Origin of the sequence: Polaromonas sp. UBA4122 (assembly GCA_002381615.1) — a bacterium.
GTDB lineage: Bacteria > Pseudomonadota > Gammaproteobacteria > Burkholderiales > Burkholderiaceae_C > Polaromonas.
This window is the reverse complement of record DFWY01000134.1, coordinates 1-16,496: the sequence shown is the minus strand read 5'-3', so window position 1 is coordinate 16,496 and position 16,496 is coordinate 1. Positions and strand designations below refer to the sequence as shown.

Genomic DNA, 16,496 nt, shown 5'->3' with positions numbered 1-16,496 from the left:
CTTGGTTCAATGAGCATGACCGATCTTTCAAGCGTTCGTACCTTTTTACTGGGACTGCAGGAGCGCATTACAAGCGCTGTCGCCGAGGTCGACGGCCAGTCTTTTGTAGCCGACCACTGGCAAAAAGAACCTGGGGAAGCGCTGCAGGGAGACGGCATCACCCAGATTCTGGAGCGTGGCCAGGTGTTTGAGCGTGCCGGTTGCGGGTTTTCGCAGGTGCGTGGCCCCAAGCTGCCTCCCTCGGCCACCCAGCACAGACCCGAACTGGCTGGCGCGCCTTTTGAGGCCATGGGCGTTTCGCTGGTGTTTCACCCGCGCAACCCCTATGTGCCGACCGTGCATATGAATGTGCGCATGCTGGCGGCGACACCTGCAGCCGGTTCGCGTGAGCCCGTCTGCTGGTTTGGTGGCAGCATGGATCTGACGCCTTATTACGGTTTTGATGAAGACGCGGTGCATTTCCACCAGGTCTGCAAAGATGCGCTGGCGCCGTTCGGCAGCGACAAATATCCGCGCTTCAAACAATGGTGCGATGAGTATTTTTACCTCAAGCACCGCCAGGAGCAGCGCGGCATAGGCGGTGTATTTTTTGACGATTTCCAGGAGCTGGGCATGGACCAGAGCTTTGCCATGATGCAAAGCGTGGCGGATTCGTTTTTGCAGGCTTACCTTCCGATTGTTGAACGGCGCAAAAATACGCCTTATGGCGAGCGGGAGCGCGATTTCCAGCTCTACCGGCGAGGTCGTTACGTCGAGTTCAACCTGGTGTGGGACCGCGGCACGCACTTTGGCTTGCAGTCGGGCGGGAGAACAGAGTCGATTTTGATGTCGATGCCGCCGCTGGCGAGTTGGGCCTACCAGCGCCAGGTCGAAGCCGGCTCCCCTGAAGAGCGCCTGTACAAGGAGTTTCTGATGAGGCGGGACTGGGTTTGAGTGCTGCATCATCCCCAGGGGCCAAGCGCATCGGCGTGTTTGGCGGCGCATTTGACCCGCCGCACAATGCGCATGTAGCGCTAGCGCAGGCGGCGCTGGAGCGGTTCGGGCTGGATACCCTCTACATCATTCCGACCGGGCAGGCTTGGCATAAAGCCAGGGCGCTGAGCGCGCCTGTTCACCGGCTGGCCATGACCCGGCTGGCGTTTAAAGATGTGCCGCGCGTCGTGGTGGATGACCGTGAACTGCAACGCGCGGGGCCGACCTTCACGATTGACACGCTGCAGGCACTGCAAGCGGAAAATCCGCAGGCCCAGCTCTACCTGTTCCTTGGGGCTGACCAGTTTGCTGCTTTCCGGCAATGGCACCGATGGCAGGACATTCTTGAGCTTGCTATAATTTGTATAGCTGATCGTGCTCAATCCACGCTGGCCCAGACCCAATTTGATGCCTACACAGGGCATGCCAACCGTTTTTTCACGCTCAAGCTGCCCCTGATGGCTGTCAGCGCCACCCAGATCCGCCAGTTGATGGCCTCGGGTGTCGCCACAGCCAAGGGAATTGCCCAGCTGGTCCCCGAGCCGGTTGCGCGTTATATTTCACTCCATCAGCTGTACCGTTCCCATTAATTTCCACCTCATTGAAGCAAAACACTGCATGACCTCCACCACTGTCAAAACCACCAGCACCGCCGACAAGAAAGATGTCCAAAAATTGCAGCGCGCCATCATTGATGGCCTGGAGGACGTCAAGGCGCAGGATATCCAGGTATTTGACACTGAGCACATCACCTCTCTTTTTGAGCGCGTGATCATCGCTTCAGGAACCTCCAACCGCCAGACCAAAGCCCTCGCTGCCAGTGTGCGCGATGCGGTGCGAGATGCCGGCTTTGCCAAACCCCGCATTGAAGGTGAAGCCAACGGAGAATGGATCATCGTCGACTGTGGCGCCGCCGTCGCGCACATCATGCAGCCGACGATCCGCCAGTACTACCACCTTGAAGAGCTTTGGGGCGACAAACCTGTCAAGCTCAAACTGGGAGCGCCCGCACCTCTGGTGAAAGCGTCCAAACCTGAAATCAAAGTAGAGGCTAAACCTGCATCAAAACGGAAACCCGGGGTGAAGTCTGCTGTGAAATCCGCTGTCAAAACATCAGCAAAAGCGGTTGACTCAAGCTATGTGGGCAAGGTGGGTAAAACAAACGACTGGACCGCAAAAAGGAACGCGACAGCACCTGCCGCAGAGCCTGTTGCAAAAACAAGCAAGGTAAGCGGCAAGTTGGGTGCCAAGGTGACTGCTAAGACCGCGCCCGCAAAATCGGCAGCCCGACCTGCGGCCAAAATTCCCATTGTTAAATTACCTGCCGCCAAAAAGGCAGCTGCGAAGAAAGTCGCCGCCAAAACTGCCACTAAAACTGCAGCCAAAACGGTCGCGAAGAAACCAGTCGCCAAGAAAACCTCGACCCGGAGCCAATGAGGCTGACGATCGTAGCCGTCGGCCAGAAGGTGCCCGACTGGGCGCAGACGGCTTATGATGACTACGCCAAGCGCTTCCCCCCCGAGCTGAAGGTTGAGCTCAAGGCCGTTAAAACCGAGCCGCGCACATCCAAAACCCTCGACAACCTGCTTGCCGCTGAACGTGGGCGTATAGAAGGCGCCATCGCCCGGGGTTGCCATGTAGTGGCGCTTGATGAACGCGGTACGGCGGTCACCACCATGGCGCTCGCTGAAAGGCTCAAGGGATGGCAACTGTCAGGCGACGATGTCGCCATCGTGATTGGTGGGCCGGACGGGCTGGATGCCGGATTCAAGCACTCAGCGCACGAACGCTTGCGCCTGTCAGACCTGACCCTGCCACATGCCATGGTGCGCGTTCTGCTGATTGAACAGCTTTACCGGGCCTGGAGCATCACCATCAATCACCCCTACCACCGTGAATAAATATGGCCCCCACGCTTTTCACTGCGTGTAATGCGCTGCCCCCAGAGGGGGCGGCTTCGCCTTGGGGCGGCCCGGCGGCGAAACTGGCCCCCACGCTTGTCTATGGCTGACTTTATCTATTTAGCATCGCAAAGCCCAAGGCGCCGGCAGTTGCTTGAGCAACTCGGTGTGCGGTATGAGTTGCTGCTGCCGGATGCTGGTGAAGATGCTGAAGCGCTGGAGATTGTGCTTAAAAATGAGGCGCCTGCAGCGTATGTCAAGCGCGTCACGGCCCTCAAGCTGGACGCGGCCACGGAGCGACTGAAGCACCGGAAACTCCCTGCAGCGCCAATTTTGTGCTCTGACACTACCGTGGCGCTGGGACGCACTATTTATGGAAAACCGGATGATGCCAGGGACGCTATGCGGATGTTGCGCGAGCTTGCCGGTTGTACGCACCGTGTTCTGACTGCCGTGGCGGTACAGCAGGGGCGGCGGCGTTTTGAGGCGCTCAGTACGTCTCGTGTGAGTTTTGAGGCCATGACTGCCGCGCAAATCCGGGCTTATGTGGCCACCGGTGAGCCCTTGGGCAAAGCGGGTGCCTATGCCATACAGGGCAGGGTGGCGATGCATATCGCCCGCATCCATGGCAGTTACAGTGGCATCATGGGGCTACCGCTGCGGGAAACGGCCGGGCTGCTACACGCCGCCGGCCTCAAAATCTAGCTTCCAACTTTTTACAAGTCATGCAACAAGACATCCTGATTAATTGGTCGCCGCAGGAAACCCGGGTGGCCGTGGTTGAGCAAGGTGCGGTGCAGGAATTGCAGGTTGAACGCACGCTGGAGCGTGGCTTGGTGGGCAATGTTTATCTGGGCAAGGTGGCCAGGGTGCTACCAGGCATGCAGTCGGCTTTTATAGACATTGGCCTGGACCGGGCTGCTTTCCTGCATGTCGCCGATTTGATGAGCAGCATCAACAGCCGTCACGCAGAAAACGGTTTGCAGGCGACTGAAACATTGACGTCACCAGCGACGGCATCGCTTCAACCCATTGAAAAGCAGCTGTTCGAGGGGCAGGCCCTGATGGTGCAGGTACTCAAGGACCCGATTGGCACCAAGGGCGCGCGGCTGACGGCGCAAATCAGCATTGCCGGTCGCCTGCTGGTTTTTTTGCCGCAGGACAATCACATCGGCGTTTCGCAAAAAATACCACCACGGCAGCGCGAGGACTTGCGCCAGCGTGTGCAGGCTCTGGCCGGTGACATGGGCGGGGGTTTCATTCTCCGGACCAATGGTGAAGACGCCTTGGATACAGAGCTGGCAGAAGACATTGCCTACCTGCGCAAAACTTGGTCGCGTATCAAGGATGCCTCGCTGCGCCTGCCGTCGACGTCTGTGCTGCATCAGGACCTGAGCCTGCTGCAGCGCGTGCTGCGCGACTTGGTGGTGGAGGGTACGCAAACCATCCGCATCGATTCCCGCGAGCAGTTTGAAAAGCTGAAAGCCTTTGCGGTGGAGTTCATGCCTGCAACCGTGCAAAAGCTTCAGCTTTACAGCGGTGAGCGGCCCATTTTTGACCTGTTCAATATTGACGAAGAAATTGCCAAGGCGCTGGGCCGGCGGGTTGACCTCAAATCCGGAGGTTATCTGATCATTGACCAGGCGGAAGCCTTGACTGTCATCGACGTGAACACCGGTGGATTTGTGGGTGCCCGGAATTTTGACGACACCATCTTCAAAACCAACCTGGAAGCCTCACAGGCGATTGCCCGGCAACTTCGCCTGCGCAATCTCGGCGGCATTGTGATTGTCGATTTCATCGACATGATCAAGGAAAACCACCGCGATGCGGTACTGGCGGAGTTCCAGAAGCAACTGGCGCGGGACCGTATCAAGACTACAGTGAACGGCTTTTCGGCGTTGGGCTTGCTGGAAATGACACGCAAGCGAACCCGTGAGTCCCTGGCCCACCAATTGTGCGAACCGTGCAGCGCTTGCATGGGTAAAGGTGTGGTCAAAACGGCGCGAAGCGTGAGCTACGACATTCTGCGTGAAATTTTGCGCGAAGCGCGGCAGTTCAATCCACGGGAATTCAGGGTGGTGGCATCGCCCAAGGTGATTGAGTTTTTTCTGGATGAGGAAAGCCTGCATTTGGCGAGCCTGAGCGACTTTATTGGCAAGCCCATTTCCCTGCAGGCCGAAGCGGCCATGGCGCAAGAACAATATGACATCGTCCTGCTATGACATGACCTCAAGTGCTACCTCAAGCAATCTTCAAAGCATGGCGACTACCTACACAGCCAACCGCAAGCCCATTCCCATTCTGGTGTACCACCAAATAGCCGCAGCCCCACCCAAAGGCAGCCCTTTTCGCAGTCTGTATGTGGCGCCAGAGGCTTTTGCACGGCAGATGGCATGGCTCAGGCTGCTGGGCTATACGGGCTTGTCTATGAGCGGCTTGCAGCCCTACCTGTGTGGTGAACGGGTCGGTAAAGTCGTCGGCATTACCTTCGATGACGGCTATCAGAACAACCTCACCCATGCCTTGCCTGCACTGCTTAAACAGGGGTTTTCGTCCACCTGCTACGCCGTGAGTGGCTTGCTCGGCAAGACCAATGTGTGGGATGAAGGTCTGGGTATTGCGCAGACGCCATTGATGAACGAAGCGGAGATTCGTCAATGGGTGTCAGCAGGGCAGGAAATTGGTTCGCACACTCGCCAGCACGTGAATTTACTGGCCACCAACGATAGCGGGTGCCGTGTGGAAATGGCCGTGGGGAAAACGGAGCTTGAGTCAGCCATTGGCCAGCCAGTCCATCATTTTTGCTACCCCTATGGCCAGTATGAGCCCAAACACGTGGCCATGGCCGGTGAACTGGGTTTTGCGACGGCCACCACCACCCAGCGGAGTCGCTGCCATGCGCAGACAGATCTGTTGCAACTGCCGCGGGTACCCGTGCTTCGCTCGACCAGTTTGCCGGTTTTCTGGTTAAAAATCGCGACCGGCTACGAGGACCGCCGAAAAAAATGAGCCAGCCTCCATCAAGCCCGGCAGAGCACCCGAGCCCTGCCCACCGGAAACTGCGCATCGCGGTCTTCAACCGGACTTTTTCACCTACGGGCGGGGGGGCAGAACGCTATTCCATTGCACTGGTTGAGCAGCTTTCCGCCAGGCACGAGATTCACGTGTTTGCCCAGGAAATAGACCACCACTGGCCGGGTGTTACCTATCATCGGGTTTCTGCCCCACTGCGCAAGCCGCGCTGGATCAACCAGTTGTGGTTTGCCACAGCCACCTGGTGGGGCACGCGGCGCGGTTTTGATGTGGTGCATTCCCATGAAAACACCTGGCATGGCGATATTCAGACGGTTCATGTCTTGCCGGTTAAATACAACCTGTTTCATGGGCGCACGGGTTGGCGCCTTATGTTGCGATGGATCAAGGTCGTGACCAGTCCGCGTTTGCTGGCCTACCTTGTGATCGAGAGATTTCGATTTACTCTTCGTGGCCAGCGTCAAATCGTCGCGACGTCGCCAGCTCTTAAAGAGGTGCTGGAGCACACCTATCCCGCCTGCGCGTCAGTGCTGTCTGTTATTTCGCCAGGCGTGGTCGTGCCAGCGGCCGGGTCGGACCGATTGGCTGCCCGGCGCAGTTTGGGGTTGCCGGCCCATGGACCTCTGATCGCCTTTGTAGCCAATGACTATCAAAAAAAAGGGCTGGGAACGCTTCTGGATGCATTGAAGCGTTTGCCATCCGATGTTGCCTTGGCAGTAGTCGGAAACCCGTCCTACATTGAAAGATTCCGGCAGAAAGCCGTGGCCCTGGCGGTAAGCGAGCGAGTCCACTTTTTGGGGCATCTCAGGGACGTATCGCCTTTGTACCAAGCGGCGGATATTCTGGCACACCCCACCCTGGAGGACACATTCGCCATGGTGGTCCTGGAGGCGATGGCGTATGGGCTGCCGATTGTCGTGAGCGATTCTCGCTACTGCGGCATTGCGGGTCTGCTCACGGATGGCGTGAACGCCCTGATTTTGTCCTCGCCGACCGATGCCAGGCAACTTTCAGACAGACTGGCGCGAATCCTGCAGGAGCCGGCGCTGTACCGGGATCTTGCCACAGGAGCGCGCGATTTTGCGTCACAGTGGTCCTGGTCCACAATAGCCTGCCAGCAGGAGGTGATGTACCGTGACATTGCAGATGCTGCATCGCGTACTGCCCCACATTTCAATCATTCCCACTAGACCTTGGCCAAGACATGAATCTGAGTCCGCAACCCGTTCCGCTATTGAGCCTGTTTTCGATCGTGATTCCGAGCTGGAACAACTTGGCGCTGCTCAAACTGTGCGTTGAGAGTGTGAAGACCAACAGCGTGTTTGAGCATCAAATCATCATCCATGTCAACGACGGCAGTGATGGCACCCTGGAGTGGGTACGTTCGCAGGGTATCGCACATACCCACTCAGCCGTCAATATTGGCATTTGCCTTACGGTTAACCAGGCCGCCGCACTCGCGCAGCATGATCTCATTCTCTACCTCAACGACGATATGTACTGCTGCCCGCAATGGGACTCCAAGTTGCTGGATAAAGTGCAGCAGATCGGACATGATGCGTTTGTTTTGTCTGGCACCATGATTGAACCAGTTGAATCGGGTAATCCTTGTGTCAGCGTTTGTGATTTCGGGCGCGATGCCGACACATTCCAGGAGGATGAGCTACTAAAAAAATACCAGACACTGGCTAAAGCTGATTGGTATGGCGCCACTTGGCCGCCTACTCTGGTGCATCGGCGATGGTGGCATGCGGTGGGTGGTTACAGCACGGAGTTCAGTCCCGGCATGAGCAGTGACAATGACTTTTCCATGAAGATGTGGACCGCGGGCTGCCGTGTTTTTTTGGGAGTGGGGGACAGCTTGGTGTATCACTTCATGTGCAAAAGCACTGGGCGAATCGTCAAGAACAACGGCCGGAAGCAGTTCATGCGCAAATGGGGCATGACATCGTCGCTGTTTGACCGTTATTACCTTCGCCGGGGCCAAGCGGCCCTTCAGATGGCGCTGCCTGAACCCGAGGAGACCGCCGAGTTCCTGCGAAAACGGCGTCTCAGTAAACTGAAAGCCTGGCTCGCCTAATGTTCTGTCCCGCAAATAAATGCGATAGAAAATAGTTCCTGCAGCTGCCAGGCCGCGTTGTTCGTCGTTGCTATAGCTTCACTATGGCCTGCTCCTCGCGTCTTGTCTGGCCGCCGTCTGAAAACTGGAAATGCACGATGACCGGCTGCGGTTTCAAGCCACCAGCTTGAAATGCTTGCGGCTGAAATCCAGCCCGGTCAGCGTTTCAACCTGCCGCATGAGGTGGTACTTGTTCTCTTTGGGCGTGGGCTTGTAGCTTGGGTCGATGTTCAGAACCTGCTCGGCGTTGTTGGCCAGCCATTCTTGCACGGCCTGTGGATGCGTACCCCTAAAGTGCGCCAGGGCACGGCGATCAAACTGGCTGTATCGAACTTGCGTGGCGGGTGTCGCCCAGTATTTACTCACCTGATCCGCTTTTTTCTGCATCACCTCGTTGCGGCGTATCCATCCGTAATGGTAGATGTGCGCATTGGCAAGTGCAGCATGCGGGTTACGTCCGCGTTTGTGCTCGGTGGTGACCAGCCAGTACTGGCCATCCGGCGCGTAGCTGCGGATGGTGTTTCGGATCAAGCGGCATTCGCGGCGGTACCAGCCCGGGCTGATGGAAATCCATTCCGGTGAGCCATAAAAATGGTGGTAGTCAAATACCAGCGCTTCCACGGCGGGATTGGCGTGATGGTGCTCGACACTGGCACGTATGTTTGCCAGTTCGGCTTCATGCACGACTTCATCGCCTTCCAGATAGAACGCCCAGTCGCCCGTGCATGAGTACTGGGCAATCATTTTTTGCTGGGCATAGACAAAACCGCGGTCAGCCATGCGTTCGTTCCACAAGGTCTCAATGATTCTTATCTTGGGATCTGCAATAGCCCTTACGCGCTCCAGCGTGTCGTCGGAACCCCGCCCGACTGCCACAACAAACTCATCGACCAGGGGCAACAGCGAGCGGATGGACGCTTCGAATGGGAAGTCGAGGTCTACGCCATTACGTATGAAGGTGAAGCCACTGATTGAAGCACTCATCTGAATATAGACCTTCAGGTATTTAATTTGACAACTGAAATCACGCGGGAAACGCGAAATGGCCAACGGCTAGGCAGGCTGAAAACCGAGCCGGTAAAGGTGGGCATAGGCCCCATTTTTTGCCAGCAGTTCCGTGTGGGTACCTGACTCAATAATTCGACCGGAATCCATCATGATGATGCGGTCGGCATGCTGAACGGTAGACAAGCGATGGGCAATGACCAGCGACGTACGGTTGGATGTGAGCCGTTTGATTGCCTCCTGCACGGCCAGCTCAGATTCGGCATCCAGTGCCGACGTGGCTTCATCCAGAACAAGAATAGGCGCATCCTTGTAAAGAGCACGTGCAATGGCGAGCCGCTGGCGCTGGCCACCGGACAGTTGCATGGCGTTGTGACCGAGGACTGTGTCTAGACCCTCAGGCAGTTCGGTAAGCAACGCAGCCAGATTGGCGGCTGAAAGACATTCCTTCACCCGGTCGCGATCGACGGGTCGGCCCAGCGCCACGTTCACGGCGATGCTGCTGTTGAGCATCACCACATGCTGGCTCACAAATGCAAATTGCGAGCGCAGGGAGGCCAGGTCCCAGCTGCGAATCTCCTTGCCATCCAGGGTGATATTGCCCGAACTCAGTTCAACAAATCTGGGCAGCAGGTTCACCAGTGTTGTTTTTCCAGAGCCCGAAGCGCCAACGACCGCAAGTGTTTCCCCCGCCTTGATGGAGAGGTTGAACTGGTTGAGCGCCGGAACAGCATCGGTCTTGTAGACCACGTTGACATTGGAAAACTCAATATCGCCATGCGCTCTGGCTTTCACAAACGAGCCACCGGTTTCGTCCTGGGTCAGATCCATGAGGTCAATGCCGCGCTCAAGTGCGGCCAGCCCGCGAGTCACGGGTGTTGCGGCATCTGACAGGCTTTTGACGGGCGCAATCAGCAGCAGCATGGCTGTCACAAAGGCCACAAAGCCACCCACGGTGGTGGTGTTTTCGGCGCTCTGCAACAAAGCAATGGAAATCACAGCTGAAAGCGCCATGGCAGCCAGCACTTGCGTGATCGCACTCATGCCCGCGTAGGCGGCGGTGGACTTCATCGAGAGGCGACGCAGAGAATTACTCAAGATGTCGAAGCGGCTAGCCTGGCTGGCTTGAGCGCCGTGCAGGCGGACGTCGCGATGGGCCATGACATTTTCTTCGACCACATAGGCCAGATTGTCTGTAGCGGTTTGGCTTTCCTTGGTCAGCCTGTAAAGGCGCTTGGACAAGACTTGAATGACAAACGCCACGGCTGGAAACAAAAGAGCGACGATCAGCGTCAGCTTCCAGTTCAAATAAACCAGATACCCGATCAGCGCCAACAGCGTCAGCAGATCCCGGGCGAGCTTCAGGATGGCGTTGATCAGCAGGGAAGAGCCATTGAATACCTCATAAACCACGGTATTGGCGATGGTACTGGAGCTTTGATCCGCAAACAGAGTCAGCCGGGCACTCAACAGCTTGCCAAACATGGCCTTGCGCAGCCGTTGCAAACCATCGTTGGTGACCTTGGCTAGCGCAAACTGCGCCAAAAATCCGGAGAGTCCCCGCAGGGTGAATAGCAGCATCAGCGAGATGGGAACCAGCCAGAGATTGAAAGAATCCCGCTGAAAGCCACGGTCCAGCAGCGGTTTGAGTAATGCCGGGACAAAAGGCTCGGTTGCCGACGCCACGATGGTCGCGCCTATTGCCAGAGCCCAGCCTGCCCGCGAACCGTTGAAATACGGCCAGACCCGCGCAATCCTGCGCAGCATGGACAATTTTGCAGCCGTGCCAGCGGCGTCTGCTTCTGCGAGCGGGGTCACGTCGCTTGCTCGTGTTGAGGTGTCGGCATACCCTGGCTTGCGGGTTTTCTGAAGCCCAGAGCTAGCAGCAGACCTATCAATACGCAGAAAAAATCACCAATCTGGGCGTCGTAGATACTGGAGTTAAACAGGCAAGCCACGGCCAAGGCCAGCAGCGCGGATTGTGTGGCTCGCGCATAGGGCTTTTCCATTCCCATAGCGTCCTTCAGCACTGAATACATCAGGAGGCCAATAAGGAGGATGCCGGGAATGCCGAGTTGTGCACCCCACAGAAGATATTCCTGATGAGGGTTTCCATTGCCGTCTATATCCTTGTGCGCCGGATTTTGCTCGCGTTCAAGCCGGTTGTATTCAGTGCTCCAACTGCCGACACCTGACCCCGCAATCGGATGCTGGGTCATGACTTGGATCGCCCTGCGCCAAAGATCAAGCCGGACGCCCGATGACGTAGTGGGCTGCACCTGGGTTGAATACGATTGCACTTCAGTCTTGACCAGTGTAAATCGTTCGCGTACCTTGGTTGAGCTGAAAAATAAAACCAGAGCCAGCAAGAATGGCAAAAAGACAACGACTGCGCGGTATCTCTTCGGGAGTTCCCACATGATTGCAATGGACAGCAATGCAATGGCAACGGCGTGCCCACTACGTCCACTCAATACAAAAAACACATTTCCCAAGGAGATCAAAGCCAAAAAAATCGCGAAGTGCCTGCCAAATCGCCCGGGAGCCAAGCCCCGCAAATGCCAACAAATGGCAGCGAACACGGCGCTTATGATGCCTTGGTCGAGGTAACTTGAAAATACCGCGTATTCGGTCAACGCCATGTTGGACGTCGCCCAAGGAACGGGTAGATGCGCAAAGAGCATCCATGAACTTGCCACGAGAAACAATTGCGCCACAACAAACGACCCCAGCGCATACATCGCCTCGCGCCGGTCCCGAATGAGGACCATCATCAAGACAATCACGAGCAGCTTGCCATATTTGGCCACAGAGCCCAGGGCATCGGCTTGCGGCGCCACTGTCCAAAGCAGACTGAGTGTGAATGCAGAAATGGTAACCAATACCGCAACTGGGGTGCGCATTCCCGCCAGCGGTTTGCCTGCTTCGGGTGCTCGTTGGGCGAAGAGCAGAGTAGCCATTCCGCAAATCAGCAGCAAGAGTTTGGAGATGCTGATGATGACCATCGACAACCCCACGGAAGCCGCAGCCATGCAGATGATGGTGAGCCGGAAATTGATCGTCTTTTTTGGCAAAATAATCGTACGGGTCGCTTCGTGAGTAGAGCGTATTATCGGTGATTCCAATTTCCGCATGCAGGTCAAATTTGACGGGAGCTCTGCTATGCTTCGCACCCATCAGATAGGGCAATTTTGATGCTGGATATTGCCTAGATAATTGAAAAAGGTATTGGTTGGCTAGCCTATCCGTTACAGTGATCACCAAAAATGAGGCGCACAACATTGCGGACTGCCTGTGCTCGGTACTGTTCGCGGATCAGGTTGTGGTGCTTGATTCGGACAGTACGGATGGCACCATAGAGATATCACGCTCCATGGGTGCCGAGGTCAGCATCAGCCTCGACTGGCAAGGGTTTGGCATCCAAAAGAATCGTGCGCTGGATATCGCAACATGCGAGTGGGTGCTATCCATTGATGCAGACGAGCGTATTACGCCCGAGCTGGCGCAGGAAATTCAAGCGCAGCTCGCGCAGGCACCCGTTAATGGTCGGTCGGTGGCTTTCGCCATACCACGCTTGACCCAATTTTGCGGGGTGTGGATTCGCCATTGTGGCTGGGCACCTGACTATGTGCTCAGATTATTCAAGCGTGGCGAGGCGCACTTTAGCAACGATTTGGTACATGAAAAATTGCTGTTGATGCGACCCGACACCACAGTTGTGCGCCTGAAAAACCCCCTTTTGCACTATAGCTACCCGACCCCTGAACATTATTGGCGCAAGCTCCAGCGCTACAGTCAGGATTGGGCTCACGAACGGCACGCTCGGGGGCAAACCACCACAATGTCGCGCGCTGCGTTGGCCGCGATAGCCGCTTTTTTTCGTAGCTATGTGTTTCGGCTGGGCTTTTTAGATGGAGCGATGGGTTTCGCAGTGTGTACCATGCAAGCTCAGTCAGCATTTGGTAAATATTTCGAGTTGTATTATTTGGGTCGTCAACATGACAAGTGATTTTTTTAATCCGGGCTTGCCTAAGCGCCGCACCCTGCTCAAAGGGTTGGCTGGTGCGGGAGTGCTCGCCAGTTACGCGAGCCATGCTCTGGCCCAATTTCGCGTAGAGGTGTCCGGCGTGGGTCTGACTCAGTTACCCATCGCCATAGCCCCATTTCGGGGAGAAGCGCAATCACCGCAAAAAATCGGCAGCATCGTCAGGGCCGATCTTGAGCGTAGCGGCATGTTTCGCGCAGTTGACGCCGCTGGCTTGGTGGCAGACGAGAACACGCGGCCAGACTTGGCAAGCTGGCGGCAAAAAGGTGCGGACGCAATGGTGACCGGAAGTGTCTCGCTCCTTGCCGACGGGCGCTTTGATGTCCGGCTTCGCTTGTGGGATATCGTGCGGGGGCAGGACTTGGGCGGCCAGAGCTATACCGTGGCTCAGGCTGATTTGCGTCTGTCTGCACACCGCATTTCGGACTTTGTGTATGAAAAGCTGACCGGCGAAAAAGGTATTTTTTCAACGCGGATAGCCTACGTGACCAAGGCGGCCCAGCGCTATAACCTCTGGGTGGCCGATTCAGACGGGGAGGGCGCCCAGTCTGCCCTCACGAGCCCGGAACCCATCATTTCGCCATCATGGTCGCCCAATGGCGCCCAGTTGGCTTATGTTTCTTTCGAATCCCGCAAGCCGGTGATTTATTCGCATGATGTGGCTACCGGAAAGCGGCGTTTGCTTGCCAATTTCAGAGGTTCCAACAGTGCGCCTGCCTGGTCACCGGACGGCAAACAACTCGTCGCTACCCTGAGCCGGGACGGCGGCTCTCAAATTTATGCCATAAGCCTCAGTGGTGGAGACCCCAAGAGGCTGACGCAGTCGTCCAGCATCGACACCGAACCGGCCTATTCGCCCGACGGTCGAGTCCTCTATTTCGTGAGCGATCGCGGTGGTACCCCGCAGATCTACCGCATGAGCCCCGCAGGCGGCAATCCTGAACGAGTGACGTTTACGGGAAGTTACAACATATCCCCGGCTATCAGCCCGGATGGGCGTTGGCTGGCTTATGTTTCAAGGGTGGGCGGTGCATTCAAACTGCATGTGATGGAGCTTGCCAGCGGAACGGTCACTTCAATTACTGACACCGTGGCCGACGAAAGGCCGAGTTTTGCGCCCAATAGCCGCTTGATTGTGTATGCCACCCGGCAGCAGGGCAAGGAAGCACTGATGACCACAACGCTTGATGGCAAAATAAAGGCCAGATTGTCTGGCGCCGGCGGCGATATCCGTGAACCCGATTGGGGCCCTTTTCAGCGGTAGTCACCACTTTTGAATTTGTCATTTTTTATTTTTTTATTTGAGGTACTTCATGAAGCGCATCCTTTTCTCCATCGTCTCCTCCCTTGTTCTTGCTGTCACGCTGGCGGGCTGCGGCTCCGATGTCAAGCTCAATGATGTGCCAGTAGAGGACAGGACAGCCATTGCCGCGCAGGGTAATGGTGCGGCCGGCGCCGCCAGCAACAGTGTGGCACCTGTGCAGATTGGTGGCACGGACGTATCGGGCGCAGGGCCGGTCAACACGGTCAAAGTCATCTACTTCGATTTCGACAGCTACGTAGTCAAGCCCGAATTCCAGAGTGTCATCGAGGCACATGCCAAGTACCTGACGGCCAACAAGTCCCGCAAGGTGGCGATTGAGGGGCATACCGACGAACGCGGCGGGCGTGAGTACAACCTGGCATTGGGGCAAAAACGCTCTGAAGCGGTACGCCGAGCCCTGGAACTGCTGGGTGTCGCTGATGCTCAAGTGGAGGCAGTGAGTTTTGGCAAGGAAAAGCCCGCTGCCTCGGGCTCGGATGAAGAGTCCATGGCTAAAAATCGCCGCGCTGAAATCAACTACCGTTAAGTCGGAATCCGAACTGTGAAGATGTTCAGAGTTGCCGCAGCAGTTGTGGCCTGCGTGCTGGCATTCAATGCACATGCCGCCCTGTTTGAAGACGACGAGGCGCGCAGAGCCATACTCGATTTACGGCAAAAGGTCGACGCTTCTCAGCAGCGCGTGACGGACGATCTGCGAAAAGCCGTCGATGACAATGCCCAGCTGCGCCGTAGTATGCTTGATCTTTCCAACCAGATTGAGTCACTGCGTAACGAGATAGCCACCATGCGCGGGCAAAATGAGCAGCTGTCCAGGGCTGTTGCCGACATGCAGCGCAACCAGAAAGACCTTACGCAGGGCGTTGACGACCGTTTGCGGAAGTTTGAACCCGGCAAGGTCACCGTGGATGGCAAGGAGTTTGTGGCAGAACCAGCTGAAAAGCAGGAATTTGAGGCAGCACTTGCGACTCTTCGCAAGGGTGATTTTGCAGCCGCTCAGACAAGTTTCGTGGCCTTCATGAAACGCTATCCGCAAAGCGGCTACAAATCTTCTGCGCTGTTTTGGTTGGCCAATGCCCAGTATGCCGTGCGCAACTACCGGGATGCGGTAGTGAATTTCCGCGCTCTGGTGGTGGCAGAGCCAGATCATATGCGTGCACCGGAAGCGCTTTTGTCGATGGCTAATTGCCAGGTGGAACTCAAGGACGTCAAGTCGGCTCGCAAAACGCTTGAGGAACTCGTAAAGGCGTATCCGCAGTCTGAAGCAACCTCCGTGGCCAAAGAGCGCCTGACCAAGCTCAAGTAGTCATCGTTGTAAATTATTCAATTGCTAGTTCAATACCGCAGTACCTCTTCAGCAGCATGACATTCGGCGAAGCGGTGATTTCTGCCGACCTTGATCGGCGCTTCGGTGGTCTTGCGCGGCTATACGGTGCGGCAGGTGCCCGGCGGATTCGCGCTGCGCACGTTGTGGTGGTGGGTTTGGGCGGCGTGGGTTCATGGGCTGCCGAAGCGGCCGCGCGCAGCGGGGTGGCCCGCTTGACGCTGGTCGATCTTGACCACATCGCCGAATCCAATATCAACCGCCAGGTTCATGCGCTCGACAACACCCTGGGGCAGGCCAAAGTACAGGCGATGCGCGAACGCATCGCCCACATAAATCCGGCTTGCAGGGTGGACTGCATCGAAGAGTTTGTCGATGCTGAGAATTGGCCCGATGTTCTCGCATTCAACGACGAATTTGGCAGCGGTTTTGACTGGAAGCAATTGGCTGTGATCGACGCCTGTGACCAGGTGAGAGCCAAGACAGCCATGGCGGCCTGGGCCATCAAAAACAAGGCCACGTTGATCAGTGTGGGAGCGGCGGGTGGCAAGCGGCTCGCACACCGTGTTGACATTGAAGATCTGTCAGGGGTCACGCACGACCCCTTGCTGGCGCAGATGCGCTACCGCCTGCGCAAAGAACACGGTGCGGCCCGTCAGGGAAAAATCGGCGTGGCCTGTGTTTTCAGCCGCGAACCCGTGTTGCAGCCCGCTGCTGTGAGCGCTTTGGCCCAATTTTCCGCAAGGCCACCCCAAGGAAAATTAGCCCCCTCG

At 56.6% G+C, this 16,496-nt stretch carries 17 protein-coding genes; 14 read left to right on the top strand and 3 right to left on the bottom strand.

Annotated features, from left to right (window positions below):
* Window positions 1-9: 9 nt before the first annotated feature.
* From hemF to B3F77_RS16095, 9 genes are all read left to right on the top strand, one after another.
* Complete coding sequence (gene hemF, locus B3F77_RS16135) at window positions 10-933, top strand: oxygen-dependent coproporphyrinogen oxidase (protein WP_293605931.1); 924 nt, start codon at window positions 10-12, stop codon at window positions 931-933.
* The gene (gene nadD, locus B3F77_RS16130; RefSeq protein ID WP_293605930.1) at window positions 930-1,562 is read left to right on the top strand and encodes a nicotinate (nicotinamide) nucleotide adenylyltransferase; all 633 of its coding nucleotides are present in this window, start codon (window positions 930-932) and stop codon (window positions 1,560-1,562) included. The genes hemF and nadD overlap by 4 nt, the downstream gene beginning before the upstream one ends.
* A gap of 28 nt (window positions 1,563-1,590) precedes the next feature.
* The gene (gene rsfS, locus B3F77_RS16125) at window positions 1,591-2,409 is read left to right on the top strand and encodes a ribosome silencing factor (RefSeq protein ID WP_293605929.1); all 819 of its coding nucleotides are present in this window, start codon (window positions 1,591-1,593) and stop codon (window positions 2,407-2,409) included.
* Window positions 2,406-2,873, top strand: coding sequence for a 23S rRNA (pseudouridine(1915)-N(3))-methyltransferase RlmH (gene rlmH / locus B3F77_RS16120; protein ID WP_293605928.1), 468 nt, complete (start codon window positions 2,406-2,408; stop codon window positions 2,871-2,873). Before rsfS ends, rlmH begins: the two co-directional genes overlap by 4 nt.
* 102 nt (window positions 2,874-2,975) lie before the next feature.
* Window positions 2,976-3,578 (top strand): Maf family protein, encoded by a 603-nt coding sequence (locus B3F77_RS16115; protein WP_293605927.1) that lies wholly within the window; start codon window positions 2,976-2,978, stop codon window positions 3,576-3,578.
* A gap of 20 nt (window positions 3,579-3,598) precedes the next feature.
* Complete coding sequence (gene rng / locus B3F77_RS16110) at window positions 3,599-5,098, top strand: ribonuclease G (protein WP_293605926.1); 1,500 nt, start codon at window positions 3,599-3,601, stop codon at window positions 5,096-5,098.
* 37 nt (window positions 5,099-5,135) lie between these two features.
* Window positions 5,136-5,885, top strand: coding sequence for a polysaccharide deacetylase family protein (locus B3F77_RS16105; RefSeq protein WP_293605925.1), 750 nt, complete (start codon window positions 5,136-5,138; stop codon window positions 5,883-5,885).
* A complete protein-coding gene (locus B3F77_RS16100) occupies window positions 5,882-7,099 on the top strand; it encodes a glycosyltransferase family 4 protein (RefSeq protein ID WP_293605924.1) in 1,218 nt (405 codons plus the stop codon). Before B3F77_RS16105 ends, B3F77_RS16100 begins: the two co-directional genes overlap by 4 nt.
* A 50-nt stretch (window positions 7,100-7,149) precedes the next feature.
* The gene (locus B3F77_RS16095) at window positions 7,150-7,989 is read left to right on the top strand and encodes a glycosyltransferase family 2 protein (RefSeq protein ID WP_293605965.1); all 840 of its coding nucleotides are present in this window, start codon (window positions 7,150-7,152) and stop codon (window positions 7,987-7,989) included.
* Window positions 7,990-8,142: 153 nt separating this feature from the next.
* Here B3F77_RS16095 and B3F77_RS16090 read toward each other — a convergent pair whose 3' ends face one another.
* The 3 genes from B3F77_RS16090 to B3F77_RS16080 all read right to left on the bottom strand — a co-directional run bounded on the left by B3F77_RS16090 (window position 8,143) and on the right by B3F77_RS16080 (window position 12,158).
* Window positions 8,143-9,012, bottom strand: coding sequence for a glycosyltransferase (locus B3F77_RS16090; protein WP_293605923.1), 870 nt, complete (start codon window positions 9,010-9,012; stop codon window positions 8,143-8,145).
* A gap of 69 nt (window positions 9,013-9,081) precedes the next feature.
* Window positions 9,082-10,800: a lipid A export permease/ATP-binding protein MsbA gene (gene msbA / locus B3F77_RS16085; RefSeq protein ID WP_293605964.1), complete on the bottom strand. Its 1,719-nt coding sequence runs from the start codon at window positions 10,798-10,800 to the stop codon at window positions 9,082-9,084.
* Window positions 10,801-10,847: 47 nt separating this feature from the next.
* The gene (locus B3F77_RS16080; protein WP_293605922.1) at window positions 10,848-12,158 is read right to left on the bottom strand and encodes an O-antigen ligase family protein; all 1,311 of its coding nucleotides are present in this window, start codon (window positions 12,156-12,158) and stop codon (window positions 10,848-10,850) included.
* A 128-nt stretch (window positions 12,159-12,286) separates the two neighbouring features.
* On the opposite strand from B3F77_RS16080, the gene B3F77_RS16075 reads away from it, so the two are divergent.
* The 5 genes from B3F77_RS16075 to B3F77_RS16055 all read left to right on the top strand — a co-directional run.
* Window positions 12,287-13,042 (top strand): glycosyltransferase family 2 protein, encoded by a 756-nt coding sequence (locus B3F77_RS16075; RefSeq protein WP_293605921.1) that lies wholly within the window; start codon window positions 12,287-12,289, stop codon window positions 13,040-13,042.
* Window positions 13,032-14,342, top strand: a complete 1,311-nt coding sequence (gene tolB / locus B3F77_RS16070) for a Tol-Pal system beta propeller repeat protein TolB (protein WP_293605920.1) — start codon at window positions 13,032-13,034, stop codon at window positions 14,340-14,342. Before B3F77_RS16075 ends, tolB begins: the two co-directional genes overlap by 11 nt.
* A 49-nt stretch (window positions 14,343-14,391) precedes the next feature.
* Window positions 14,392-14,928 carry a peptidoglycan-associated lipoprotein Pal gene (pal, locus tag B3F77_RS16065; RefSeq protein ID WP_293605919.1) on the top strand — a complete coding sequence of 179 codons (537 nt, stop codon included), beginning with the start codon at window positions 14,392-14,394 and terminating at the stop codon, window positions 14,926-14,928.
* A gap of 15 nt (window positions 14,929-14,943) precedes the next feature.
* Window positions 14,944-15,705, top strand: a complete 762-nt coding sequence (gene ybgF / locus B3F77_RS16060; protein WP_293605918.1) for a tol-pal system protein YbgF — start codon at window positions 14,944-14,946, stop codon at window positions 15,703-15,705.
* Window positions 15,706-15,761: 56 nt separating this feature from the next.
* The coding region (locus B3F77_RS16055; RefSeq protein ID WP_293605917.1) for a tRNA threonylcarbamoyladenosine dehydratase at window positions 15,762-16,496 on the top strand (735 nt) is incomplete at its 3' end.

Excerpts from the sequence above, each read along its gene's own strand:
- rlmH (WP_293605928.1), top strand. The coding sequence starts at position 2,406 with ATGAGGCTGACGATCGTAGCCGTCGGCCAGAAGGTGCCCGACTGGGCG.
- rng (WP_293605926.1), top strand. The coding sequence starts at position 3,599 with ATGCAACAAGACATCCTGATTAATTGGTCGCCGCAGGAAACCCGGGTG.
- hemF (WP_293605931.1), top strand. The coding sequence starts at position 10 with ATGAGCATGACCGATCTTTCAAGCGTTCGTACCTTTTTACTGGGACTG.
- pal (WP_293605919.1), top strand. The coding sequence starts at position 14,392 with ATGAAGCGCATCCTTTTCTCCATCGTCTCCTCCCTTGTTCTTGCTGTC.
- B3F77_RS16115 (WP_293605927.1), top strand. The coding sequence starts at position 2,976 with ATGGCTGACTTTATCTATTTAGCATCGCAAAGCCCAAGGCGCCGGCAG.
- rsfS (WP_293605929.1), top strand. The coding sequence starts at position 1,591 with ATGACCTCCACCACTGTCAAAACCACCAGCACCGCCGACAAGAAAGAT.
- B3F77_RS16100 (WP_293605924.1), top strand. The coding sequence starts at position 5,882 with ATGAGCCAGCCTCCATCAAGCCCGGCAGAGCACCCGAGCCCTGCCCAC.
- B3F77_RS16090 (WP_293605923.1), bottom strand. The coding sequence starts at position 9,012 with ATGAGTGCTTCAATCAGTGGCTTCACCTTCATACGTAATGGCGTAGAC.
- B3F77_RS16105 (WP_293605925.1), top strand. The coding sequence starts at position 5,136 with ATGGCGACTACCTACACAGCCAACCGCAAGCCCATTCCCATTCTGGTG.
- tolB (WP_293605920.1), top strand. The coding sequence starts at position 13,032 with ATGACAAGTGATTTTTTTAATCCGGGCTTGCCTAAGCGCCGCACCCTG.
- msbA (WP_293605964.1), bottom strand. The coding sequence starts at position 10,800 with ATGCTGCGCAGGATTGCGCGGGTCTGGCCGTATTTCAACGGTTCGCGG.